Source organism: Streptomyces sp. SID8374, from assembly GCF_009865135.1.
Taxonomy (GTDB): Bacteria; Actinomycetota; Actinomycetes; order Streptomycetales; family Streptomycetaceae; genus Streptomyces.
The window spans coordinates 219,724-242,932 of sequence record NZ_WWGH01000002.1 but is presented as its reverse complement, the minus strand read 5'-3'; the positions used below and the strand labels follow the sequence as shown (position 1 = coordinate 242,932).

Sequence of the window (23,209 nt, the reverse complement as noted above, 5' to 3'; positions counted from 1 at the left end):
GGTCAGTTCCCTCCTGCGGTGGTGGTGGCGGTGGTACCGGCACTCGCGCTGCTGGTCGCCGGGGCGCTGGTGGTCGTCGTGGTGGTGGTCAGGTACGTCGGCTCGGGCAGCGCCTGCTGTACGGGGGCGGGTGCGGGAGCAGGCGCGGGAGCGGGGACGGCGTTGCGTGCCTTCTCGCGCCGGTCCTGCCACTGGGTCCAGGCCCACACCGCGACCGGGGACAGGGATATCGCCAGGCCCAGCGTCGCCCAGGTCCGCATCGCGACATGGGTGTGGTCCAGGTAGACCGAGGCGGCGAGCGAGGAGAACAGGACCGCGGCCCAGGCCAGATGGATACGGAAGGTGAGCAGCCGGTCCGGGGAGACCTGGCCGCCCTTGGGCGTGACGACGAACCGGCCGTCCGTGCGCAGGACCGCCGAGCCGAGCGACTTGAGGTAGATCGGCGCGGAGAGCGCGGACATGGCCATCCCGGCGAGGCCGCCGGAGCCCTCGGGCTCGTGCGGGGAGACGTTGTGGCGCCGGTTCCAGAGGTAGAGCCCGATCTGGAGGGCCGCCGCGTCGCTGTAGAGCATCAGCCAGATGGAGGCGGCGACCTGGGTGCCGGAGGCCCCGAACCAGAGGAAGAGCACACAGCTCAGCACGCCGAGCAGCCAGTTGACGGCCGTCATCGGGTAGTAGACGAGCATCAGGGTGTAGCTGAGGAGCCGGCCGGGCGGCACCCGGAACAGCGCCTTGCCGTACTGCTTGAACAGCGTCTCGTACGTCCCCCGCGACCAGCGCAGCTGCTGGGTGAAGAAGTCCGTCCAGGAGGCGGGCCCCTCACCGACGGCCAGCACGTCGGGCGTGTAGACGGAGCGCCAGAAGCGCCCGGTGAGGGGGTTGCGGCGGCGGTGGATCTCGAAGCCGGTCGCCATGTCCTCGGTGATGGAGTCGTAGAGGCCGCCGACCTGGCGTACGGCGGCGACGCGGACCACGTTGTTGGTGCCGACGAACATCGGGGCGCCGTAGCGGTTGCCCGCTCGCTGGATCAGCGCGTGGAAGAGGAACTGCTGCGACTCGGCGGCCTTGGTGACGGCCGAGTCGTAGTTCCCGTAGACCTGCGGTCCGACGACGAAGGCGACGTCCGGGTCCCGGAAGTAGCCCAGCATCCGCTCCAGGAAGTTGGGCATCGGGACGTGGTCGGTGTCGACGGAGGCGAAGAAGTCGTAGTCGTCGCCGTGCAGGGCGATCCACGCGTTGTAGTTGCCGTGCTTCGTCTTCGCCTTGTGGACGCCCTTCCTACGGTTCCACTCGGGCACCCCGCGCCGGGTGAAGTGGTGCACCCCCAGCTCCGCGCAGAGCATCCGGGCGGCCGGGTCGTCGCCCTCGTCGAGGAGCCAGATGTCCAGCGGACCGGGATGCGTCATGCGTACGGCGCCCTTGAGGGTGGCGCGCACCATGGAGAGCGGTTCCTTGCCGGGGACGTACGTGGTGAGGAAGGCGACCCGGGTGCCCGGCTCGGGCGTCACGGGTACGGGGTCCCGGGCGACCATCGTCGCGTGCGCGATGGAGACGACGTTGACCAGCATGAAGAGCCCGATCAGGCCGATCGAGACCAGCATCACGGTGTCGGCGACGACGAGCCACCGCTCCCCGTTCTCCCGCTCGGTCCAGTGCGAGGGCCAGACCAGGTAGAGCATCAGGATGGCGGTCAGCACCGGGGCGAGCGTCATCAGGAGGACGGCCCTTATTCGGTGCTTCTCGCTCGAGAGCAGGGATCGGTACCTGACTCGGTATCCCTCGGGGTCCGGCTCGGTGAGCGGACCCGCGAGCCGGCTGTAGGTGTCGTAGTCGTAGCCCTCCGACCGCACCGTGCCTCCCACTGTCGAACGGGTTGATATCCCCACAGAAGGGGACAGGCAACGGCGTGTCGACTTGGCAGGTCCGAGTGAGGGGTTTTCGATCCGGGACCGGAAAAGCCCCCGGCCGTGTGGCGCCGGGGGCTCATCGGGTGAACGCGGGGCGGCCGGAGGGCCGACGGGACGTCAGGGGGCGAGGTAGCGCTCCACCGTCTCGACCTTGGAGGTCAGACCGTCGGTGACCCCGGGCCGGATGTCGGCCTTCAGTACCAGGGAGACGCGTCCCGCGCGGGCCTCGACGGCGGCGACGGCGCGCTTGACGACGTCCATGACCTCGTCCCACTCCCCCTCGACGGAGGTGAACATGGCGTCGGTCCGGTTGGGCAGCCCGGACTCGCGGACGACCCGGACGGCGTCGGCGACGTACTCGCCGACGTCCTCACCGACACCGAGCGGGGACACGGAGAAGGCGACGATCATGCGCTGACCGTGCCCTCGCGGCGGGCGCGGGCGGCGATGATGCCGTCGGCCTCGTACTGCTTGAGCCGCTTGTCGCCGTAGAGCCCGCCGAAGGGGATGAGCGACAGGACGAAGAAGAGGGCGACGCGCTTGAGCGGCCACTTCGCCTTCATCCAGACGTCGAGGAGGAACACGGCGTAGATCACGAAGAGGATGCCGTGGATCATGCCGAGCGGCATCATCAGGAAGTCGATGTCCGAGATCCGGCTGAGGACCGAGCCGAAGAGGATCAGGGCCGGGAAGGACAGCGCCTCGGGAATCGAGATGAGGCGCAGCCGGTGCAGGGCGGAAGCGGTCTTGATGTCCACAGGGGCACCTTCGGTGGGAGGGTCGCGTGGGCTTGTGAACGCGGGCACAAGCCGCCCCCATTGTGGCATCGCGACGCCCCGCTCCCGGCGCCGGGGGCCACCCTCGCCGCGGGCGCGCGTATCGCCGCATATCAGGGCCGGTCCGGGTACGCATCAGGGGAGCATCAGGGGCGTAACGGTTCCGTAGGACCTGGCCGGAGCGCGGGGCGGGCGGCTACCTTCATCGCGTGGCGATGTTCCGACTCCAAGGCAGCAAGACGCTCGCCGTCGATCTGACGGGCGATGCCGTCAAGGCGAAGAACGGCTCGATGGTCGCGTACGACGGCCGGATGACCTTCAAGAAGATGACCGGCGGCGGTGAGGGGATCCGCGGGATGGTGACCCGCCGGCTGACCGGCGAACAGATGGCCGTGATGGAGGTCTCCGGGCAGGGAACCTGCTACTTCGCCGACCGGGCGAGCGAGATCAACCTGGTCACGCTCCACGGCGACAAGCTGTACGTGGAGGCGAGCAATCTGCTGGCCACCGGCACCGGGCTGCGCACGGGGACGACGTTCACCGGGCTGCGCGGCGGGGCGAGCGGCAACGGGCTGTTCACCACCACGGTGGAGGGCACCGGGCAGGCGGCGATCATGTCGGACGGCGAGGCGGTCGTGCTGCGGGTGACCCCGCAGTATCCGCTGATGGTCGACCCCGGCGCGTACATCGCCCACCAGGGAAATCTGCGCCAGCAGCTCCAGAGCGGGGTCAACTTCCGGACCCTGATCGGTGAGGGCTCGGGCGAGGCGTTCCAGATGCGGTTCGAGGGCGACGGCCTGGTCTACGTACAGCCGAGCGAGCGCAACACCCTCGGAGGCGATGTCTGATGCCGTTCCGCGAGATCAACTCCAAGATGATCGAGGCCGCGGTGGTCCCGGGCCAGAAGCTGTTCAGCCAGCGCGGCGCGATGCTCGCCTACCGGGGTGAGGTCTCCTTCACCCCGAACATCCAGGGCGGCCAGGGCGGTTTCGCCTCGATGATCGGCCGCCGGGTGACGGGCGAGGCGACGCCGCTGATGACGGTCGAGGGCTCGGGCACGGTGATGTTCGGCCACGGCGGCCACCACATCCAGGTGATCAACCTGGCCGGCGACACCCTGTACGTGGAGGCCGACCGCCTCCTCGCCTTCGACGGCTCCCTCCAGCAGGGCACGATGTTCATGGGCTCGCAGGGCGGGGTGATGGGCATGGTGCGCGGCCAGGTGACCGGCCAGGGCCTGTTCACCACCACGCTCAAGGGGCACGGCGCGGTCGCGGTGATGGCGCACGGCGGGGTGATCGAACTGCCGATCACCCCGGGCCGGGACATCCATGTCGACCCGCAGGCGTATGTCGCCCACCACGGCGAGGTCCGCAACAAGCTCTCCACCGCCGTCGGCTGGCGGGACATGGTGGGACGCGGCTCCGGCGAGGCGTTCCAGCTGGAGCTGAGCGGGAGCGGCGCGGTGTACGTCCAGGCCTCGGAGGAGAAGCTGTGAGCACGCCCGTGATCTTCGATCCGATGACGCTGCCGTCGGACGACAACGTCAACTCCTACACCTTCTGCGTGGAGCTCAAGGGGAGCCGGTGGTTCCTCCAGAAGGGGAAGATGATCGCCTACTACGGGCAGATCGACTTCGACGGCATCGGGCACGGCCGGTTCGACCGGCTGGTGCGCTCCAGCTTCCACTCGCCGCTGCACGCCAGCGACTGGGTGGTGGCCGAGGGCAGCGGGAAGATGCTGCTGGCGGACCGGGCCTTCGACGTCAACTCCTTCGACCTGGACGACGGCAATCTGACGATCCGCTCGGGGAACCTGCTGGCGTTCGACCCGTCGCTCGCACTGAAGCAGTCGATCGTGCCCGGGTTCGTGACGCTGATCGGTACGGGGAAGTTCGTCGCCGCCTCGAACGGGCCCGTGGTCTTCATGGAGCCGCCGCTGCGGGTCGACCCGCAGGCGCTGGTGGGCTGGGCCGACTGCCCCTCGCCGTGCCACCACTACGACCACGGGTACATGACGGGCGTGATGGGCGGAATCCGGTCACTGACGGGCATCGGCGGCACGTCGGGCGAGGAGCACCAGTTCGAGTTCGTGGGGGCAGGCACGGTGCTGCTCCAGTCCAGCGAGGCACTGATGGCGGAGCAGTCGACGGGCGCGGTTCCGGGTGAACCGGGCGTTCCGGGCGGCGGTTCCGCACCGCGCATGCCCGGCCAGCTGGGGGACCTCCAGCGTCGCTTCGGCTTGTGAGCGGTAGGCTGCGGAGTGTGACGTCGAACGTCTGCGCCCAGCCGCCGGTCCTTGCATGCCGCCCCGCCAGCACTCCGGCGGCTCCGGGGTGCCTGCCGTCACACCCCTTAATTTCGTCCGGCTTTCAACATCTTAGGTAGAATCGATATATGGAGACCGAGACGGCCACCCGCTGGCTGAGCGACACGGAGCAGTGCGCCTGGCGCACCCACCTGGACGTCAGCAGGCTGCTGATGCACCAGCTGGAGAAGGACCTCCAGCCGTTCGGCCTGACCATGAACGACTACGAGATCCTGGTCAACCTCTCCGAGTCGGACGAGCAGCGGATGCGGATGAGCGACCTCGCCGCCGCGACCCTGCAGTCCAAGAGCCGGCTCTCGCACCAGATCACCCGGATGGAGACGGCGGGCCTGGTCCGCCGCACCCACTGCGAGTCGGACCGGCGAGGGCTGTACGCGGTCCTCACCGAGCAGGGCGCCGAGACCATGCGCAAGGTCGCCCCGCACCATGTGGAGTCGGTGCGCAACCACTTCATGGACCTGCTGTCGCCGGAGGCGCTGGCGCAGCTGCACGCGGCGCTGACGCCGATCGCGGAGCATCTGCGGGGGCGGCGGGGGAAGCCGTAGGGGTGGTTACGTCTCCGAAGGGGCGCCGGGTCTTCCCGGCGCCCCTTCGGGCATCGACGGCTTGTTCCCGGGCGGCGCGGAGGCGGCGTTCAGGCGGCCCGGGCTCAGCCCGCGCGGGGCCTTTCGTGCCCGGCCCCTTTCACGCCGCGCGGGGCAGCCGGAGGGTCGTTCAAGCGACTCCCGTTCCGCCCGCGCGGGGCAGCCGGAGCCGGAATGCCGCGCCGCCCTCCGGGGCCTGGTGGACCGTGAGGGTTCCGCCGTGGCGCGCGGCCACGTCGCGGGCGATGGCGAGGCCCAGACCCGCGCCGCCGTCGTCGCGGCTGCGGGCGTCGTCCAGCCGGACGAACCGCTCGAAGATCCGCTCCCGCTCCCCCTCAGGCACCCCCGCCCCGTCGTCACGGACCTCGACGCGCACGCCACCACCGGCGTCGGCCGCCACCGACACCGCCACGAACCCCTCGGCGTGCCGCTGCGCGTTGTCCAGCAGGTTGCCGACCACCCGGACCAGCTGCCCGCGCGACCCGTTCACCTCGTACGCCGCACCCTCGGCCACCTCCACCGTCACCGGGATCCGGTCCCCGGCCCGCTGGGACACCTCCTCGCGCACGAGCGCCCCCACCTCAAGGCGGGCGGCCCCGGGCTTCTCCCCCGCGTCCAGCCGGGCCAGCAGCAGCAGATCCGCCGCCAGCACCTGGAGGCGTACGGTGTCGGCGACCGCGCCCGGGAGGTCCAGCAGCTCCGGGTGGGCCTCGGCCACCTCCAGCTGGGTGCGGAGCGAGGCGATCGGGGAGCGCAGCTCGTGCGAGGCGTCCGCGACGAACCTCCGCTGCCGCTCCACGGACGCCTCCAGGACGGTGAGCGTCTCGTTGGTCGTGCGGGCGAGGCGGGCGATCTCGTCGCGTGAGTCGGGCTCCGGGACGCGGCGGGCCAGGTCCTCGGAGGCGGTGATCGCGGCCATCTCGCGGCGGATGCCCTCGACGGGCCGCAGCGCACGCCGGGTCACCAGCCAGGTCACGGCGGCGACGACGGCCAGCAGCAGCGGCAGCCCGGTCAGCATGGCCCCGCGTACGGTGCCCACCGCCTCCTGCTCGGCGGCGAGCGGGGCGCCCGCGTACACGGTCAGGGTGAGCCCGGCGGGGGTGGTCGCCTCGACGGCGGCGAAGCGGTAGTCGGCCGCCCTGCCGTCCACGGTGGCGGTGCCGTCGGAGAAGTCCGGGTCGTCGGAGGAGACCTCGCCGCGCCCGGGCCGCCCGCTGTCGTCGCCCCCGTCATCGTCGTCATCGCCGTCGTCGTCGTCACCGGGGGACGGGGTGGCGCCGACGGAGGCCGAGGGTACGGGCCTGACGCCCGCCGAACCGGTCCCCGAGATGGCGCGCAGCCCCTTGGAGACGAACACCACCCGCCCCTCCTCGTCGGTCACCTGGACCGGGTGGTCCTCCTCGTCGTCCAGGTCGAGGTCCGCGTACGGCGTGTCCAGGGCCAGCTGCCCGGCCACCTCGCGGGCGGCCACCTCCGCCTGGAGGTCCGCCTGGTCGATCAGGTTGGCCCGCAGGACGAGGAGCACGGCGAGCCCGGCGGCGACCAGGGCGACGGCGACGACCAGGGTGGCGCCGATGGCGGCCCTGGCCCGGACGGACCTCATCCCGCCTCCAGCCGGTAGCCGGCGCCGCGCACCGTACGGATGGTGGCGGCGCCCAACTTGCGGCGCAGGGTGGAGATGTAGACCTCGACGATGTTCGGGTCGCCGTCGTAGGCGAAGTCCCAGACGTGCTCCAGGATCTCGGCCTTGCTGACCACCTGCCCGGCGCGCAGGGCGAGCTGTTCGAGGACCGCGAACTCCTTGGCGGTGAGGGCGTATTCGTCCTCGCCCCGGTGGACGCGGCGGGCGGCGGTGTCGATACGGAGGGTGCCGACGGTCAGGACGGGCGCGGCGGTGCCGCCGCCGCGCCGACGCAGCAGGGCGCGCACCCGGGCGACGAGGACGACGTAGCTGAAGGGCTTGGTCAGGTAGTCGTCGGCGCCGGTGTCCAGCCCCTCGGCCTCGTCGTACTCGCCGTCCTTGGCGGTCAGCATGAGGATCGGCACCTCGTGCCCGGCGGCGCGCAGGGCACCGCAGACCCGGTAGCCGTTCATGCCGGGCAGCATGATGTCGAGGACGACCAGGTCGTAGCCGCCCTCGCTCGCGCGGTGGAGCCCCTCCAGCCCGTCGTGCGCGACATCCACGGCGAAGCCCTCGGCGGTGAGTCCCCGGGCGAGGGACACCGCGAGACGCTTCTCGTCCTCCACGATCAACAGGCGCATGCGCACAGCCTCGCAAACCCCACCTGAAGACGCCTTCAGGTGGCTTCAGGCTGCGTTCAGCAACAGGTCGGCAGTGTGGAACCCGTCGAACAGCACAGCAGCACTCATCGACCTTCGGGGAGGAACCTCATGAAGCGCAACGCCACCATCGCGGCGATCACCGCGGCCGTTCTCATCGGCGGCACCGCCGCGGCCACCGTCGCCTTCGCGGACGACGACGGCGACCGCCGGACCGGCACGTCGGTGCAGCAGCCGACGGCGGGCACGGAGCGCTCGGACGACCGCGACGACGTCCGTACGGACACCGCCAAGGCCACCGGCATCACCCTGGACCAGGCCGTCGCGGCGGCCCTGAAGAGCGCCCCGGGCACGGTGACGGAGGCCGAGCTGGACGACGACAGGGTCTGGGAGCTGGACGTCTACGGCTCCGACAAGACCTGGCACGACGTGAAGGTGGACGCGGCGACCGGCAAGGTCCTGAAGTCCCGCACCGACGACGACAACGACGACCGCGACCGCCACGCGCCCCGCTCGTCCACGGTCACCCTGAAGCAGGCGGCGGACGCGGCCCTGAGGACCGCACCGGGCAGCATCACCTCGATCGACCTGGACGACGACGATGACGACGACGACAACGGCCGCCGGGGCAACGTCCTGCGCTGGGACGTCGACATCACCGGCAAGGACGGCAAGCACCACGAACTGAAGGTCGACGCGAAGACCGGCAAGGTCACGGTGGACCGGGACGACGACGGTGACGACGACCGCGACGACCGTGGGGACGACCGGGACGACGACTGACATACCGCGCGACCCCGGGGACGGCCCCGTACCGCAGCTGCGGTACGGGGCCGTTCGGCGTCGACGTATGTTCAGGAGCCCCCCGTCACCCCCGCCACCAGCTCGTCCGCCGCCGCGTACGGGTCCAGGTCGCCCGCCACGATGCGTTCCGCCAGGGCGTGCAGGCGGCGGTCGCCTCGTAGGTCCGCGATGCGTTCGCGCAGGGCGGTGACCGCGATCGTCTCGACCTCGTGGGAGGCGCGGGCCGTGCGGCGTTCGGCCAGGACTCCGTGCTCCTCCATCCAGGCCCGGTGCTTCTCCAGGGCCTCCACGACCTCGTCGATGCCCTCGTTCCGGGCCGCGACCGTCTTCACGATCGGGGGGCGCCAGGCGCCGGGGGCACGGGATTCGCCCAGGCCCAGCATGTGGTTCAGCTCGCGGGCCGTGGCGTCGGCGCCGTCGCGGTCGGCCTTGTTGACCACGTAGACGTCGCCGATCTCCAGGATTCCGGCCTTGGCCGCCTGGATGCCGTCGCCCATGCCGGGGGCGAGCAGGACCACGGAGGTGTCGGCCTGGGAGGCGATCTCCACCTCGGACTGGCCGACGCCGACCGTCTCGACCAGGACCACGTCGCAGCCCGCCGCGTCCAGGACGCGGATCGCCTGCGGGGCCGACCAGGCGAGGCCGCCCAGGTGGCCCCGGGTGGCCATGGAGCGGATGTAGACGCCGGGGTCGGAGGCGTGGTCCGACATCCGGACCCGGTCGCCCAGCAGGGCGCCGCCGGAGAACGGGGAGGACGGGTCGACGGCCAGGACGCCGACCCGCTTTCCCGCCCGGCGGTAGGCGGAGACCAGGGCCGAGGTGGAGGTGGACTTGCCGACGCCCGGCGAGCCCGTCAGCCCGACGACGTACGCATGACCCGCCAGCGGGGCCAGTGCCGCCATCACCTCGCGCAGCTGCGGGGACGCCCCCTCCACCAGCGAGATCAGCCGGGCCACCGCACGCGGCCTGCCTGCTCGCGCCTGCTCGACCAGCGTGGGGACGTCCACGTCCACGTTCACCGCTCCGTTCGCCTTGCCTCGTCTACGTACGGTGTTACTTGCCCGGGACGCGGATGATCAACGCGTCGCCCTGGCCGCCGCCGCCGCACAGCGCCGCGGCGCCCGTGCCGCCGCCGCGCCGCTTCAGCTCCAGGGCCAGGTGCAGGACGACCCGGGCGCCGGACATGCCGATGGGGTGGCCCAGCGCGATGGCGCCGCCGTTGACGTTGACCTTGTCCGAGCTGACGCCGAGGTCCTTCATGGACTGGACGGCGACGGCGGCGAACGCCTCGTTGATCTCGATCAGGTCGAGGTCATCGACGGTCAGGCCGTCCTTCTTCAGGGCGTGCCGGATCGCGTTCGAGGGCTGCGACTGGAGGGAGTTGTCGGGGCCCGCGACGTTTCCGTGGGCGCCGATCTCGGCGATCCAGTCCAGGCCCAGCTCCTGCGCCTTGGCCTTGCTCATGACGACCACCGCGGCGGCCCCGTCGGAGATCTGCGAGGAGGTGCCCGCGGTGATCGTGCCGTCCTTGGCGAAGGCGGGGCGCAGCTTGCCGAGCGACTCGACCGTGGTCTCGGGGCGGATGCCCTCGTCCTTGGCGAAGATCACCGGCTCGCCCTTGCGCTGCGGGATCTCGACCGGGGTGATCTCGGCCTCGAAGACACCGTTCTTCTGGGCGGCGGCGGCCCGCTGGTGGGAGAGGGCGCCGATCTCGTCCTGGGCGGTGCGGTCGAGGCCGAGGCGGCTGTTGTGCTTCTCGGTGGACTCGCCCATGGGGATGTTCTCGTACGCGTCGGTGAGACCGTCGTACGCCATCGAGTCCAGCATCTCGATCGCGCCGTACTTGTAACCCTCGCGGGACTTGGGGAGCAGGTGCGGGGCGTTGGTCATGGACTCCTGGCCGCCCGCGACCACCACGTCGAACTCACCGGCGCGGATGAGCTGGTCGGCCAGGGCGATGGCGTCCAGTCCGGAGAGGCACACCTTGTTGATCGTGAGGGCAGGCACGTTCATCGGGATGCCGGCCTTGACGGCGGCCTGGCGGGCGGGGATCTGGCCCGCGCCGGCCTGGAGCACCTGGCCCATGATCACGTACTGGACCTGGTCGCCGCCGATGCCGGCCCGGTCCAGGGCCGCCTTGATCGCGACGCCGCCGAGGTCGGCCGCGGAGAAGCTCTTCAGGGAGCCGAGGAGACGGCCCATGGGCGTCCGGGCGCCCGCGACGATCACTGAGGTGGTGGTACCGGTCGTTGCTGGCATGGGCACGGCCCCTTGGGATCGGATGTGAACGAGGGTTTACCTGAATGTACTGAGCGGTACCGCGCCCGTCATCCGGCAGCCGGTGTGACGGCGCGCACGTTGCGTAACCGTGGCGGGAGCGGTGGAGCGAAGCCATGCTGAATCCATGCTGACGCGCATCGACCACATCGGGATCGCCTGTTTCGACCTGGACAAGACGGTGGAGTTCTACCGTGCCACGTACGGATTCGAGGTGTTCCACAGCGAGATCAACGAGGAGCAGGGCGTCCGGGAGGCCATGCTCAAGATCAACGAGGCCTCGGACGGCGGGGCTTCGTACCTCCAGCTGCTGGAGCCGACCCGGGAGGACTCGGCCGTCGGCAAGTGGCTGGCGAAGAACGGGGAGGGCGTCCACCACATCGCCTTCGGTACGGCGGATGTGGACGGGGACGCCGCGGACATCCGCGAAAAGGGCGTCCGGGTGCTGTACGACGAGCCCAGGACGGGTTCGATGGGGTCCCGGATCACCTTCCTGCACCCCAAGGACTGCCACGGCGTCCTCACCGAACTGGTCACGAGCGACCCGGAGCACTGACCCGGCGCATACCCGGCCCGGTAGAGTGGGTGGTTCCGGGCCGGGGCCGGGTCGGGGCCGTACCGCGTCCTCGTCGTTTGTCTGTCACCATTCCCCGAGGACAGCTCGTCGGCGAGCCGTCCTCGTGTGCAGAGTTACGACCAGGGTTGGGGTCTCCCCTGCTCGAAGAGTTGAGAGCTCGGGGAAGGATGGGACCGCGCAGTGCGGGGCTACGAAAGCCAGGAGAGCCACCGAGCTGAAGACGACCATCTCTCGCGGTTCGAAGCCGAGATGGACCGGCTGAAGACCGACCGGGAGAAGGCCGTCCAGCACGCCGAGGACCTCGGTTACCAGGTCGAGGTCTTGCGCGCCAAGCTGCACGAGGCGCGGCGCAGTCTGGCGACCCGTCCCGCCTACGACAGCGCGGACATGGGCTACCAGGCCGAACAGCTGCTGCGGAACGCGCAGATCCAGGCCGAGCAGCTGCGCAGCGACGCCGAGCGCGAGCTGCGTGAGGCCCGGGCCCAGACGCAGCGCATCCTCCAGGAGCACGCCGAGCACCAGGCGCGCCTCCAGGCGGAGTTGCACAACGAGGCCGTCCAGCGCAGGCAGCAACTCGACCAGGAGCTGGCCGAGCGCCGGCAGACCGTCGAGTCGCACGTCAACGAGAACGTCGCCTGGGCCGAACAGCTGCGGGCCCGCACCGAGTCGCAGGCCCGCCGGCTGCTGGACGAGTCCCGCGCCGAGGCCGAGCAGGCGCTCGCCGCCGCCCGGGCCGAGACCGAGCGGCTGGCGCAGGAGACCCGCCAGCGCGTCGGCGCCGAGGCCGAGGCGGCCCGGGCCGAGGCCGAGGCGATCCTGCTGCGCGCCCGCAAGGACGCCGAGCGCATGCTGGGCGCCGCCTCCGCGCAGGCCCAGGAGGCCACCAGCCACGCCGAGCAGCTGCGCTCCAGCACCACCGCGGAGACCTCGCAGGCCCGCCAGCAGACGGCCGAGCTGAACCGGGCCGCCGAGCAGCGGCTCCAGGAGGCCGAGACCCGGCTGCGCGAATCCCGTCTTGAGGCCGAGAAGGTCCTCGCCGAGGCGAAGGACGCGGCCGCCAAGAAGCTGGCCGCCTCCGAGTCGCAGAACGAGCAGCGCACCCGTACGGCCAAGTCGGAGATCGCCCGGCTGGTCGGCGAGGCCACCAAGAGCGCCGAGGCGCTCAAGGAGGAGGCCGAGCAGGCGCTCGCCGACGCCCGTGCCGAGGCCGAGCGGCTGGTCGCGGAGGCCGCCGAGAAGGCCCGTACGGCAGCCGCCGAGGACGCCGCCGCCCAGCTCGCCAAGGCCGCCCGCTCCGCCGAGGAGGTCCTCACCAAGGCATCCGAGGACGCGCAGTCGACGCGGAAGGCCGCGAGCGAGGAGGCCGAGCGGATCCGCCGCGAGGCGGAGGCCGAGGCGGACCGGCTGCGCGGCGAGGCCGCCGAGCAGGCCGATGAGCTCAAGGGCGCGGCCAAGGACGACACCAAGGAGTACCGGGCCAAGACGGTCGAGCTCCAGGAGGAGGCCCGCCGGCTCCGCGGCGAGGCCGAGCAGCTGCGCTCCGAGGCGGTCGCCGAGGGCGAGCGCATCCGGAGCGAGGCCCGCCGCGAGGCGGTCCAGCAGCTGGAGGAGGGCGCGCGTACGGCGGAGGAGCTGCTGACCAAGGCGCGCTCCGACGCCGACGAGCTGCGCACCAAGGCGAGCGGCGAGAGCGAGCGCATCCGCGCCGAGGCCGCCGAGCGCGCGGCCGCCCTGCGCAAGCAGGCCGAGGAGACGCTGGAGCGCACCCGCGCCGAGGCCGAGAAGCTGCGGTCCGAGGCCGAGGAGCAGGCCGAGGCCACCACCGCCGAGGCCGAGCGGGCGGCCGCCGAGCTGCGCGAGGAGACCGAGCGCGCGGTCGCCGCCCGGCAGGCCGAGGCCGCCGACGAGCTGAACCGGCTGCACACCGAGGCCGAGACCCGGCTCGCCGCCGCCGAGGAGGCGCTGGGCGAGGCGCGTACGGAGGCGGAGCGGATCCGCCGCGAGACGAACGAGGAGGCCGAGCGGCAGCGCGCCGAGGCCGCCGAGCGCGTCCGTACGCTGACCGAGCAGGCCGAGGCGGAGGCCGAGCGGCTCCGTGACGAGGCCGCGGCGGACGCCTCGCAGTCGCGTGCCGAGGGCGAGAACATCGCCGTACGGCTGCGGAGCGAGGCCGCCGCCGAGGCCGAGCGGCTGAAGACCGAGGCGCAGGAGACCGCCGACCGGGTGCGGGCCGAGGCCGCGGCCGCCGCCGAGCGGGTCGGGGCCGAGGCCGCCGAGGCGCTGGAGGCCGCCCAGGAGGAGGCCTCACGCCGTCGCCGGGAGGCCGAGGAGATCCTTGGTGCCGCCCGTACGGAAGCGGGCCAGGAGCGCGAGCGGGCCCGGGAGCAGAGCGAGGAGCTGCTGGCCTCCGCCCGCAAGCGGGTGGAGGAGGCGCAGGCCGAGGCGCAGCGGCTGGTCGAGGAGGCGGACGCCCGGGCGACCGAGCTGGTCTCGGCGGCCGAGCAGACCGCCCAGCAGGTGCGGGACTCCGTCTCCGGCTTGCAGGAGCAGGCCGAGGAGGAGATCGCCGGGCTGCGGTCGACGGCGGAGCATGTCGCGGAGCGCACCCGTACCGAGGCGCAGGAGGAGGCGGACCGGGTCCGCGCCGACGCGCACGCCGAGCGTGAGCGTGCTTCCGAGGACGCCGTACGCCTGCGCCAGGAGGCCAACGAGGAGGCGGCCCGGCTCCGGCAGGAGGCCCACGACGAGACCGAGGCCGCCAAGGCGCTGGCCGAGCGGACGGTCTCCGAGGCGATCACCGAGTCGGAGCGGCTGCGCGCGGACACCTCGGAGTACAGCCAGCGGGTGCGTACGGAGGCGTCGAACGCCCTCGCCTCGGCCGAGCAGGACGCGTCGAAGGCCCGTGCCGAGGCCCGGCAGGACGCCAACCGGATCCGTTCGGAGGCGGCGGCCCAGTCGGACCGGCTCATCGGCGAGTCGACGACCGAGAGCGAGCGCATCCGCACCGAGGCCGCCCAGGCGTCCGAGCAGCTCGTCGTGGAGGCCACGACGGAGGCCAACCGGCGCCGCAAGGAGGCGAACGAGCAGGCCGACCGGCTGCTGGCCGAGGCTGGCGAGGAGGCCGAGCGGCTGCGTACGGAGGCGGCCGAGCGGCTCGGCTCCGCGCAGGAGCACGCCGCCCGCACCCGCGAGGAGGCCGAACGGCTGCGCGCCGAGGCGGAGTCGGCGGCCGAGGAGCTGCGGTCCGAGGCCCGCCGGGAGGCGGACCGGGTGCTGGACGAGGCGCGCGAGGCCGCGGCCAAGCGGCGGGCGGACGCGGCGGAGCAGGCGGACCAGCTCATCAACAAGGCCCGCGAGGAGGCGCTGCGTACGGCCACCGAGGCGGAGACGCAGGCCGACACGATGGTCGGCGCGGCCCGCAAGGAGGCCGAGCGGATCACCTCGGAGGCCACGGTCGAGGGCAACACCCTGGTGGAGCGCGCCCGCACCGACGCCGACGAGCTGCTGGTCGGCGCCCGGCGCGACGCGACCCAGATCCGCGAGCGGGCCGAGGAGTTGCGGGCCCGGCTGGAGAGCGAGATCGAGGAGCTCCACGAGCGGGCCCGCCGGGAGACGTCCGAGCAGATGAAGACCGCGGGCGAGCGCGTCGACAACCTGATCAAGGCGGCGACCGAGCAGCGCGACGAGGCCGAGGCGAAGGCCAAGGAGCTGCTGGCGGAGGCCAATTCGGAGGCGAGCAAGGTCCGGATCGCCGCGGTGAAACGGGCCGAGTCGCTGCTGAAGGAGGCCGAGACCAAGAAGGCCGGGCTGATCCGCGAGGCGGAGAAGCTGCGGGCCGACGCGGCGGCCGAGGCGGAGAAGACGGTCGCCGAGGGCAAGCGCGAGCTGGATGTCCTGGTGCGCAGGCGCGAGGACATCAATACGGAGATCTCCCGTGTCCAGGACGTGCTGGAGGCGTTGGAGTCTTTCGAGACTCCCGGCGGCGGGAAACCGGCGGACGGAACGGCGGGCGGCGGCAAGGCCCCCGCGGCGGCGGGCACCCGCTCGGGGGGCAAGTCGTCGGGGAGGTGACGGCCGCCCACGGGGGCAGCGCACGGGGGCAACTGGAGGCTTACGGGGGAGAGCGCGGGGGACGTACGGGGGCGCGAGCAGCAGACGTACGGGGGAGAAAACCGAAGACGTCCGGAGGCGGCAGGCGTACGGGGGCGCGTGCTTCGTCATGGACATTCAACCCTTCGAGTGGCAAGCACTCCGGGGGTCAGCCACTCAAAAGGGGTGTCATTCTCCAGATCAAACCGACATCTGCACGCTGACACGCCGCTATGGCCCCTAGGATTCCCCTATCACCTCACCGGTCTCATTCGACAGGAACCCCATGAGTGACCCTTCCTCCCCCTTCGGCTTCGAGCTCGTGCGACGTGGTTACGACCGCGGTCAGGTGGACGACCGCATTACCAAGCTCGTCGCCGACCGTGACAGTGCCCTGGCGCGCATCACGTCTCTGGAAAAGCGCATCGAGGAGTTGCACCTCGAAACGCAGAACGCCCAGGCCCAGGTGAACGACGCCGAGCCGTCGTACGCCGGGCTCGGTGCACGTGTCGAGAAGATTCTCCGCCTCGCCGAGGAGGAGGCCAAGGACCTGCGCGAGGAGGCCCGTCGGGCCGCCGAGCAGCACCGCGAGCTGGCCGAGTCGGCCGCCCAGCAGGTGCGCAACGACGCGGAGGCCTTCGCCGCCGAGCGCAAGTCGAAGGCCGAGGACGAGGGCGTCCGCATCGTCGAGAAGGCCCAGGGCGAGGCGAACACCCTCCGCTCCGACGCCCAGAAGGACGCCCAGCAGAAGCGCGAGGAGGCCGACGCCCTCTTCGAGGAGACCCGCGCCAAGGCCGCGCAGGCCGCCGCCGACTTCGAGACGAACCTCGCCAAGCGGCGTGAGCAGTCCGAGCGCGACCTCGCGTCCCGTCAGGCCAAGGCCGAGAAGCGCCTCGCCGAGATCGAGCACCGCGCCGAGCAGCTCCGCCTGGAGGCCGAGAAGCTCCGCACGGACGCCGAGCGCCGGGCCCGCCAGACGGTGGAGACCGCGCAGCGCCAGGCCGAGGACATCGTGGCCGACGCCAACGCCAAGGCCGACCGGATCCGCAGCGAGTCCGAGCGCGAGCTGGCGGCGCTCACCAACCGCCGCGACTCCATCAACGCGCAGCTGACCAACGTCCGCGAGATGCTGGCCACGCTGACCGGTGCCGCGGTGGCCGCCGCCGGCTCCCCGGTGGACGACGAGCCCGCCCAGCGCGGTGTCCCGGCCCAGCAGACCCGCTGACCCCCGGAGCGGTTCCTTCCGCGCGCCCGGTTCCCCCTTTGTGGTGGCGCCGGGCGCGCGGCCGTTCTAGCGTGTCGGCATGATCGAGCTCGAGGGACTGACCAAACGCTTCGGCAGCAAAGTTGCCGTCGACCATCTGACATGCCAGGTCAGACCGGGCATGGTCACCGGTTTCCTGGGCCCCAACGGGGCAGGCAAATCCACCACCATGCGCATGATGCTCGATCTGGACAACCCCACCAGCGGTACGGTGCGCATCGACGGCAAGCACTACCACGAGCTCCAGGAACCGCTGAAGTACATCGGGGCGCTGCTGGACGCCAAGTCGATGAACGGCGGCCGCAGCGCGTACAACAACCTGCTCTGTCTGGCGCAGAGCAACCGCATCCCGCGCAGCCGGGTCGACGAGGTGCTGGACACCGTCGGGCTGAGCGCGGTCGCGAAGAAGAAGTCCAAGGGCTTCTCGCTCGGCATGGGCCAGCGCCTCGGTATCGCTTCCGCGCTGCTGGGCGACCCCGAGATCCTGATGTTCGACGAACCGGTCAACGGCCTGGACCCCGAGGGCATCCACTGGATCCGCAACCTGATGAAGGCGCTCGCCGCCGAGGGCCGGACCATCTTCGTCTCCTCACACCTGATGAGCGAAATGGCGCTGACCGCCGACCACTTGATCGTGATCGGCCAGGGCAAGCTGCTCGCCGACACCTCGATGGCCGACTTCATCCATGAGAACTCCCGCAGTTACGTACGGCTGCGCTCGCCGCAGCAGGAGCGGCTGCGGGACGCGCTGCACGAAGGCGGCTTCACCGCCGTCGAGGCGGACGGCGGCACCCTGGAGATCGACGGCGCCACCACCGAGGAGCTGGGTGAGCTGGCGGCCCGTCACCAGATCGTGCTGCACGAGCTGAGCTCCCAGCGGGCCTCGCTGGAGGAGGCGTTCATGCAGATGACCGCCGGCTCCGTGGAGTACCACGCCCACTCCGGGCCGGGCGGGGCCGAACCCCCGCCGCCGGTGGCCGGGTCGGTCGGGGCGGGCTGGGGCGAGGGCTGGAACCAGCCGGGCGCCACCGCCCCGCAGCCCACCGAAGGCACCGACGGCACCGAGAACAAGGGGGCCTGACGACGATGGCTTCGGTACCCGCAGTCCTCAACTCCGAGTGGACCAAGATCCGCACGGTCTCCTCCACCACCTGGACGCTCATCTGCGCGTTCGCCGTCACGGTCGCCATGGGCGTCGGCGTGAGCGCCTTGGTGAACGCCACGTTCGACGACCTCTCCGAGACCGAGCAGCTCACCTTCGACCCGACGCTCGTCAGCTTCTCCGGTACGGTCCTGGGCCAGCTCGCCATGATCGTGTTCGGGGTGCTCGTGGTCGGTACGGAGTACAGCTCCGGCATGATCCGCACCTCGCTGGCGGCCGTGCCGCAGCGCGGAACGCTCCTCTTCAGCAAGATCGCGGTGGCCGGGGTGCTGGCCGTCCTGGTCGGCCTGCTCACCAGCTTCGTCTCGTTCTTCCTCGGCCAGGCCCTGCTGGGCGACCGGGGCACCGGCCTCGGCGAGGAGAACGTGCTGCGCGCGGTGGTCGGCGCGGGCCTCTACATGGGGCTGATCGCCATCTTCTCCATGGGCGTCACGGCGATGCTGCGCAGCTCCATGCTGTCGATGGGCATCCTGATCCCGTTCTTCCTGCTGATCTCCAACATCCTGGCCGCGGTGCCGTACGCCAAGGACGTCATCCGGTACTTCCCCGACCAGGCCGGGTCGAAGATCATGCAGGTCGTCCCCGACGCGATGGGCAGCGATCCGTCGCCGTACGGGCCGTGGGCCGGGATGGGGATCATGGTCGCGTGGGTGGCGGCGGCGGTGCTCGGCGGCTATCTGGTCCTGAAGAACCGGGACGCCTAGGGCGTGGCCGGTGGATCAGGGCCTGTCCGGTCCCGGTCCACCGGAGACGCCCCGGAGCCCGTGACGGTCCGCTCGCGCCCTGTGCCGAACTTGGCCGGAACCGTCAAGGCCTGGTTATCCTCCTAACTCTTACGGGGGGTGTGCGGCCAGGCGGCCCGAGCCCCGAACGACAGAGTGAGTCGATGGGGCTGGAGAATGATCGAGGCAATCGGCCTGACCAAGCGCTACGGCGCGAAGACGGCCGTGGACGACCTTTCCTTCCAGGTGCGGCCGGGGGCCGTCACCGGCTTCCTCGGTCCCAACGGGTCGGGCAAGTCCACGACCATGCGCATGATCCTCGGTCTGGACCGGCCGACGGCGGGCCACGTCACGATCGGCGGTCACCCCTACCGGAGCCTGCCTAACGCGCCGCGCCAGGTGGGTGCGCTGCTGGACGCCAAGGCCGTGCACGGCGGGCGGACCGCCCGCGCCCACCTGCTCTCGCTGGCCCAGCTCGCCGGGATCCCGGCCCGGCGGGTGGACGAGGTGCTGGGCGTCGTCGGCCTCCAGGACGTCGCCAAGCGCCGCTCCAGCGGCTTCTCCCTCGGCATGGGGCAGCGGCTCGGGATCGCCGCGGCGCTGCTCGGCGACCCGCAGGTGCTGCTCTTCGACGAGCCGGTCAACGGCCTGGACCCCGAGGGCATCCACTGGGTCCGCAATCTGATGAAGACGCTGGCGGCCGAGGGGCGCACCGTCTTCGTCTCGTCCCACCTCATGAGCGAGATGGCCCTCACCGCCGACCACCTCATCGTGATCGGACGCGGCCGGCTGCTCTCCGACATGAGCGTCACCGACTTCATCTCGGCGAACTCCGCCGACTTCGCCCGGGTCCGGGTCCCCGAGAACGCCCCCGAGGAGCGGGAGAAGCTGACGTCCTCGCTCATCGAGGCGGGCGGCAGCGTGATGTCCGAGCCGGACGGCGCCCTGCGCGTCACCGGCCTCCCGCTGCCGAGGATCAGCGACCTGGCCCACGGTGCCGACGTACGGCTCTGGGAGCTGTCGCCGCACCGGGCCTCGCTGGAGGAGGCGTACATGCGGATGACGCAGGGCGTCGTGGACTACCGGTCGACGGAGGACGCCAAGGCCGGACTCCTGGAGCCGCCGGAGGGGCTGTACGGGCCCTACGGGGACGCTCAGGGCGGTTACGGGGCCGGGCCCGGCCCCGGGCAGCCCCAGCCGGCGCACGCCCCGCAGCAGAGCTGGTACGCCCCGCCGCCGCCCGGACAGAACCCGTACGCCGCCCCCGGCCCGGCCACCGCGCCCGCCGCACCGGCCCCCTCCCCCGCGCCCGCCCCCGAGCCCTCCCCCGCCGACGCGGCCGGGACGAAGACCAGCGAGGACCCCCGATGACGACCCCGGCCGCCCCGCAGGCCTACCAGCAGCCGCAGCCCGAGCCGCCGCACGGCCTGCTGGGGTACTACGAGTCGCCCATCCCGATCCGCCGCGCCACGCTCGGCGACGCCATCGCCTCGGAGTGGACGAAGATCCGTTCCGTCCGCTCCACGCTGTGGACGCTGGGCGTGATGATCGTGCTGATGGTGGCGATCGGGCTGATGTCCGCGCTGCTGATCGCCGCCGCCGACACCGATCTGGGCGGCGAACCGGTGGTGGCCCTCGGCTTCTTCGGCGTACTGCTGGGGTCGATCTGTGTGATCACCCTCGGCGTGCTGACCATCGGCTCCGAGTACAGCACCGGCATGATCCGTACGACGCTGACGGCCTGCCCGAGCCGGGCGCGGGTGCTCACGGCCAAGGCGATCGTCTTCTTCCTGCTCGCGTTCACCATCACCACGGTGACGGCCACGGTCGTCGCCGTGGCGCAGACCGCGATCCTGGACGGCGGCGTGGACGACGGCTCGGTGTGGCTGCGCGCCACGGTGGGCGTCGGGCTCTACATCGCGTCCCTGGGGCTGCTGTCGCTGGCGGTCGGTGCGATCATCCGGCACTCGGCGGGCGCCATCACGGTCATGATCGCCGTGGTGCTGCTGCCGCTGGTCCTCGCGATGTTCATGTTCTCCGACAGCCTGCGCGGCCTACAGCGCTTCCTCTTCGAATACTCGATCCCCAACCAGCTGGGCGCGCTCTACGGCACGGTGGTCACCGACTCCGGCCCGTCCGGCTGGGAGCCGCTGCTGCTGATGCTGGGCATCGCGGCCGTGGCCATGGGCGGCGCCTATCTGGCGCTGGACCGGCGGGACGTCTGAACGGACCCCTACGGCCTCTCAGTAGCGCGGCGCGTTACGGGACCGCTGCACCCGCGTGGTGCGGCGGTCCTTCGCGTTCCAGCAGGCCTTGTGCCAGTGCCTGCGGTCCTCGATGCCGCCGAACTCGGGCCAGGCGACGAGGTGCGGGACGCCGGAGGGGATCTCCTGGTCGCAGCCGGGGCAGCGGTACCGCTTGCCCTGGGCGCTCGCGCCGCTCACCGGGCGCACCGACCACTCCTCGCCCTGCCAGCTCTCGGTGGCCCCTCCCCCGCCGTACCGCCCCAGCGCCGTACCGGGGTGTTCGTCGGGACGGTCGCCGCCACGGGGGCGGTTGCGGCGCGGGGACACAGGACACCTCACGGGGGCGGCACGGGCACGGTGGGAACCAAGCCTAGAGCCTGGTGCCGGGGGCAGGTGCCGGGTGGGGCGGGGCGACGCGGTCCGGCCCGACCGGGCAGCGGAGTGAGTTAGCGGAAAATCGCAACAACTTCGCGCCGGACCGTGCCTTTGGCACGTGTCAGACGTTGTTGCCAGTGGGGGAGACACGCGTCGGCCGCAAGGAGGCAACACGCGATGCGCATCGGAACGTTCGTTCTGGCAGCTCAGTTCCCGGGTCAGGGGCCGGGCGAGGCCCTGCACCGGGCCGTCCGGTCCGCCGAGGCGGCGGAGGAGTCCGGACTCGACTCGGTGTGGCTGGCCGAGCACCACTTCGTGCCGTACGGGGTCTGCCCGTCCGCCACCACGCTGGCCGCGCTGCTGCTCGGCCGGACCCGGCGGATCCGCGTCGGCACCGCCGTCAGCGTGCTGCCCAACCACCACCCGGTCGCCCTCGCCGAGCAGGCCGCGCTGCTCCATCTGACCAGCGGCGGACGGTTCTCGCTCGGGGTGGGCCGGGGCGGGCCCTGGGTTGACCTGGAGGTCTTCGGCGGCGGACTCGACGCGTACGAGAACGGGTTCCCCGAGGCGCTGGAGCTGCTCCTCGACTGGCTGCGGGAGCCGCGCGTCGCGGGGCGCGGGGAGCGGTTCGGCTTCCGCGAGGTGGCGGTGGTGCCGCGCGCGGACGAGCTGCTGCCGGACGGCTCGGCGCAGGGGCCCGAGGTGATCGTGGCGTGCACCTCGCCGAAGACGGTGCGGCTGGCGGCGGGCCGGGGGCTGCCGATGCTGCTGGGCATGCACTGCGGGGACGAGGAGAAGGCCGAGATGGTCGCCCTGTGGCGTACGGCGGCCCGGGAGGCCGGTCATGCGCCGGAGGTGGTCGAGGGGGCCGCACATGTGTCCGCAGGGGTGGCCCAGATCGCGGACGGGCCGGGGGACGCCACGGAGACGCTGGTGAAGGCGATGCCCGGCTGGCTGCGCCAGGGGCTGGACGCCCATGTCACGGTGGACGACCGGCACCGCGTGATGCGGGACCCGGTGGCGTACACGGAGCTGCTGTGCGGGCTGCACCCGGTGGGCCCGCCGCAGCTGGCCGCCGACCGGCTCGCGGCCACGGCCGAGCGGACCGGCATCACCCGCTTCGCGCTCCTGGTGGAGGGGTCGGGCGACCTCGCGGCGACCGAGGAGAACGTGCGGCGCCTGGGCGCGGACGTGCTGCCGCTGCTGACCTGACCTGCGCCTGTGCATGCGGAACGACCTCGCGGTGAAGCCTGATGCGTGATGCGGTGGAACGTGGTGCGTGGTGCGGTGGAGCGTGGTGCGGTGGTACGGGAGCTGCCGCCCCGGAGCCAGTTGCACCTCCCGCGGCCCGAAGCGGCAGCAGAAGCGTTCAGCAGTCCCGTAGTTCGGGCGACTGGTTGAGCAACTGGCCCCTCACCGAAGTGAACTTGGCCAGCCGGTCGTCGACCGAGGCGTCCAGCGGGAACACCGCGACGCGGTGGCAGTTCTGGAAAGCGATACGCACTCCGAAGTGCCGCTGGAGCGCGCCGCGTATCGCATCACTCGCGAGCGCACGCAGCAGCTGACCACGTGCCTGCTCGTCCGGCGGCGGAGTCTGGTTGTCGGCGAACTGGCCGCCGTCGACCTTCAGCTGAGCCACCAGAGAGCTGATCATCTCCCACGCGAAAGGCAGGGAGGTCCGGACGCAGTCGACGAAGTCGGCTTCGTCGACCTCGCCTCGCTCGGCCTGTTCCAACAGCGCCGGTGAGACGTCGAGCGACATGGGTTCTCCTCTCGCGACCCCGGACGGTGACCGGGGCCTTACGGGCAGGGAAGAAG

General features: G+C 71.7%; 22 protein-coding genes. 13 read left to right on the top strand and 9 right to left on the bottom strand.

Going from position 1 to position 23,209, the window contains the following annotated elements:
- Nucleotides 1-2: 2 nt before the first annotated feature.
- The 3 genes from GTY67_RS24755 to GTY67_RS24745 all read right to left on the bottom strand — a co-directional run bounded on the left by GTY67_RS24755 (nt 3) and on the right by GTY67_RS24745 (nt 2,665).
- Nucleotides 3-1,850 carry a cellulose synthase catalytic subunit gene (locus tag GTY67_RS24755; RefSeq protein WP_343238763.1) on the bottom strand — a complete coding sequence of 616 codons (1,848 nt, stop codon included), beginning with the start codon at nt 1,848-1,850 and terminating at the stop codon, nt 3-5.
- Between the two features lie 174 nt (nt 1,851-2,024).
- Nucleotides 2,025-2,318: an MTH1187 family thiamine-binding protein gene (locus tag GTY67_RS24750; RefSeq protein WP_018492224.1), complete on the bottom strand. Its 294-nt coding sequence runs from the start codon at nt 2,316-2,318 to the stop codon at nt 2,025-2,027.
- Nucleotides 2,315-2,665 carry a DUF3817 domain-containing protein gene (locus GTY67_RS24745; RefSeq protein ID WP_093693120.1) on the bottom strand — a complete coding sequence of 117 codons (351 nt, stop codon included), beginning with the start codon at nt 2,663-2,665 and terminating at the stop codon, nt 2,315-2,317. The genes GTY67_RS24750 and GTY67_RS24745 overlap by 4 nt, the downstream gene beginning before the upstream one ends.
- Nucleotides 2,666-2,898: 233 nt before the next feature.
- On the opposite strand from GTY67_RS24745, the gene GTY67_RS24740 reads away from it, so the two are divergent.
- The 4 genes from GTY67_RS24740 to GTY67_RS24725 all read left to right on the top strand — a co-directional run bounded on the left by GTY67_RS24740 (nt 2,899) and on the right by GTY67_RS24725 (nt 5,556).
- On the top strand, nt 2,899-3,531 hold the full coding sequence (locus GTY67_RS24740) for an AIM24 family protein (protein WP_093693119.1): 633 nt from the start codon (nt 2,899-2,901) through the stop codon (nt 3,529-3,531).
- On the top strand, nt 3,531-4,181 hold the full coding sequence (locus GTY67_RS24735; protein WP_093693118.1) for an AIM24 family protein: 651 nt from the start codon (nt 3,531-3,533) through the stop codon (nt 4,179-4,181). Before GTY67_RS24740 ends, GTY67_RS24735 begins: the two co-directional genes overlap by 1 nt.
- Nucleotides 4,178-4,930 carry an AIM24 family protein gene (locus GTY67_RS24730; protein ID WP_093693117.1) on the top strand — a complete coding sequence of 251 codons (753 nt, stop codon included), beginning with the start codon at nt 4,178-4,180 and terminating at the stop codon, nt 4,928-4,930. Before GTY67_RS24735 ends, GTY67_RS24730 begins: the two co-directional genes overlap by 4 nt.
- Before the next feature lie 149 nt (nt 4,931-5,079).
- Nucleotides 5,080-5,556, top strand: a complete 477-nt coding sequence (locus GTY67_RS24725; RefSeq protein ID WP_161280332.1) for a MarR family transcriptional regulator — start codon at nt 5,080-5,082, stop codon at nt 5,554-5,556.
- A 169-nt stretch (nt 5,557-5,725) separates the two neighbouring features.
- On the opposite strand, the gene GTY67_RS24720 is transcribed toward GTY67_RS24725, so the two are convergent.
- Both GTY67_RS24720 and GTY67_RS24715 read right to left on the bottom strand, forming a co-directional pair.
- Nucleotides 5,726-7,198 (bottom strand): HAMP domain-containing sensor histidine kinase, encoded by a 1,473-nt coding sequence (locus GTY67_RS24720; protein ID WP_161280331.1) that lies wholly within the window; start codon nt 7,196-7,198, stop codon nt 5,726-5,728.
- On the bottom strand, nt 7,195-7,857 hold the full coding sequence (locus GTY67_RS24715; RefSeq protein ID WP_161280330.1) for a response regulator transcription factor: 663 nt from the start codon (nt 7,855-7,857) through the stop codon (nt 7,195-7,197). Before GTY67_RS24715 ends, GTY67_RS24720 begins: the two co-directional genes overlap by 4 nt.
- 129 nt (nt 7,858-7,986) lie before the next feature.
- On the opposite strand from GTY67_RS24715, the gene GTY67_RS24710 reads away from it, so the two are divergent.
- Nucleotides 7,987-8,658, top strand: coding sequence for a PepSY domain-containing protein (locus GTY67_RS24710; protein WP_161280329.1), 672 nt, complete (start codon nt 7,987-7,989; stop codon nt 8,656-8,658).
- Nucleotides 8,659-8,729: 71 nt separating this feature from the next.
- Here GTY67_RS24710 and meaB read toward each other — a convergent pair whose 3' ends face one another.
- A complete protein-coding gene (gene meaB, locus GTY67_RS24705) occupies nt 8,730-9,698 on the bottom strand; it encodes a methylmalonyl Co-A mutase-associated GTPase MeaB (RefSeq protein WP_343238762.1) in 969 nt (322 codons plus the stop codon).
- A gap of 34 nt (nt 9,699-9,732) precedes the next feature.
- The gene (locus GTY67_RS24700; RefSeq protein WP_093693154.1) at nt 9,733-10,938 is read right to left on the bottom strand and encodes an acetyl-CoA C-acetyltransferase; all 1,206 of its coding nucleotides are present in this window, start codon (nt 10,936-10,938) and stop codon (nt 9,733-9,735) included.
- Nucleotides 10,939-11,083: 145 nt separating this feature from the next.
- Between GTY67_RS24700 and mce the strand changes: the two genes are divergently transcribed.
- From mce to GTY67_RS24665, 7 genes are all read left to right on the top strand, one after another.
- Complete coding sequence (gene mce, locus GTY67_RS24695; RefSeq protein ID WP_161280327.1) at nt 11,084-11,512, top strand: methylmalonyl-CoA epimerase; 429 nt, start codon at nt 11,084-11,086, stop codon at nt 11,510-11,512.
- Between the two features lie 201 nt (nt 11,513-11,713).
- Nucleotides 11,714-15,604: a polarized growth protein Scy gene (gene scy, locus GTY67_RS24690; RefSeq protein WP_161280326.1), complete on the top strand. Its 3,891-nt coding sequence runs from the start codon at nt 11,714-11,716 to the stop codon at nt 15,602-15,604.
- Between the two features lie 304 nt (nt 15,605-15,908).
- Complete coding sequence (locus tag GTY67_RS24685; RefSeq protein WP_093693110.1) at nt 15,909-16,847, top strand: cellulose-binding protein; 939 nt, start codon at nt 15,909-15,911, stop codon at nt 16,845-16,847.
- A gap of 79 nt (nt 16,848-16,926) precedes the next feature.
- Nucleotides 16,927-17,967 carry an ABC transporter ATP-binding protein gene (locus GTY67_RS24680; RefSeq protein WP_161280325.1) on the top strand — a complete coding sequence of 347 codons (1,041 nt, stop codon included), beginning with the start codon at nt 16,927-16,929 and terminating at the stop codon, nt 17,965-17,967.
- 5 nt (nt 17,968-17,972) lie between these two features.
- On the top strand, nt 17,973-18,752 hold the full coding sequence (locus GTY67_RS24675) for an ABC transporter permease (protein ID WP_093693108.1): 780 nt from the start codon (nt 17,973-17,975) through the stop codon (nt 18,750-18,752).
- A 195-nt stretch (nt 18,753-18,947) separates the two neighbouring features.
- A complete protein-coding gene (locus GTY67_RS24670; RefSeq protein ID WP_161280324.1) occupies nt 18,948-20,141 on the top strand; it encodes an ABC transporter ATP-binding protein in 1,194 nt (397 codons plus the stop codon).
- Nucleotides 20,138-20,995, top strand: a complete 858-nt coding sequence (locus tag GTY67_RS24665) for an ABC transporter permease subunit (RefSeq protein WP_161280323.1) — start codon at nt 20,138-20,140, stop codon at nt 20,993-20,995. The genes GTY67_RS24670 and GTY67_RS24665 overlap by 4 nt, the downstream gene beginning before the upstream one ends.
- Before the next feature lie 18 nt (nt 20,996-21,013).
- On the opposite strand, the gene GTY67_RS24660 is transcribed toward GTY67_RS24665, so the two are convergent.
- Entirely contained in the window at nt 21,014-21,343 is a 330-nt protein-coding gene (locus tag GTY67_RS24660) for an ATP/GTP-binding protein (protein WP_093693106.1), read from the bottom strand.
- A gap of 225 nt (nt 21,344-21,568) precedes the next feature.
- On the opposite strand from GTY67_RS24660, the gene GTY67_RS24655 reads away from it, so the two are divergent.
- A complete protein-coding gene (locus GTY67_RS24655; protein WP_161280322.1) occupies nt 21,569-22,603 on the top strand; it encodes an LLM class flavin-dependent oxidoreductase in 1,035 nt (344 codons plus the stop codon).
- A gap of 157 nt (nt 22,604-22,760) precedes the next feature.
- Here the strand turns inward: GTY67_RS24655 and GTY67_RS24650 are convergent, their stop codons facing one another.
- Complete coding sequence (locus GTY67_RS24650) at nt 22,761-23,153, bottom strand: SCO5389 family protein (RefSeq protein ID WP_003966234.1); 393 nt, start codon at nt 23,151-23,153, stop codon at nt 22,761-22,763.
- Nucleotides 23,154-23,209 lie beyond the last annotated feature (56 nt).

Coding starts and splice junctions, on each gene's coding strand:
- GTY67_RS24710 (WP_161280329.1), top strand. CDS start 7,987: ATGAAGCGCAACGCCACCATCGCGGCGATCACCGCGGCCGTTCTCATC.
- GTY67_RS24715 (WP_161280330.1), bottom strand. CDS start 7,857: ATGCGCCTGTTGATCGTGGAGGACGAGAAGCGTCTCGCGGTGTCCCTC.
- GTY67_RS24680 (WP_161280325.1), top strand. CDS start 16,927: ATGATCGAGCTCGAGGGACTGACCAAACGCTTCGGCAGCAAAGTTGCC.
- GTY67_RS24720 (WP_161280331.1), bottom strand. CDS start 7,198: ATGAGGTCCGTCCGGGCCAGGGCCGCCATCGGCGCCACCCTGGTCGTC.
- GTY67_RS24685 (WP_093693110.1), top strand. CDS start 15,909: ATGAGTGACCCTTCCTCCCCCTTCGGCTTCGAGCTCGTGCGACGTGGT.
- GTY67_RS24675 (WP_093693108.1), top strand. CDS start 17,973: ATGGCTTCGGTACCCGCAGTCCTCAACTCCGAGTGGACCAAGATCCGC.
- GTY67_RS24655 (WP_161280322.1), top strand. CDS start 21,569: ATGCGCATCGGAACGTTCGTTCTGGCAGCTCAGTTCCCGGGTCAGGGG.
- GTY67_RS24725 (WP_161280332.1), top strand. CDS start 5,080: ATGGAGACCGAGACGGCCACCCGCTGGCTGAGCGACACGGAGCAGTGC.
- GTY67_RS24650 (WP_003966234.1), bottom strand. CDS start 23,153: ATGTCGCTCGACGTCTCACCGGCGCTGTTGGAACAGGCCGAGCGAGGC.
- GTY67_RS24740 (WP_093693119.1), top strand. CDS start 2,899: ATGTTCCGACTCCAAGGCAGCAAGACGCTCGCCGTCGATCTGACGGGC.
- GTY67_RS24750 (WP_018492224.1), bottom strand. CDS start 2,318: ATGATCGTCGCCTTCTCCGTGTCCCCGCTCGGTGTCGGTGAGGACGTC.
- GTY67_RS24670 (WP_161280324.1), top strand. CDS start 18,948: ATGATCGAGGCAATCGGCCTGACCAAGCGCTACGGCGCGAAGACGGCC.
- GTY67_RS24665 (WP_161280323.1), top strand. CDS start 20,138: ATGACGACCCCGGCCGCCCCGCAGGCCTACCAGCAGCCGCAGCCCGAG.
- GTY67_RS24700 (WP_093693154.1), bottom strand. CDS start 10,938: ATGCCAGCAACGACCGGTACCACCACCTCAGTGATCGTCGCGGGCGCC.
- GTY67_RS24735 (WP_093693118.1), top strand. CDS start 3,531: ATGCCGTTCCGCGAGATCAACTCCAAGATGATCGAGGCCGCGGTGGTC.
- mce (WP_161280327.1), top strand. CDS start 11,084: ATGCTGACGCGCATCGACCACATCGGGATCGCCTGTTTCGACCTGGAC.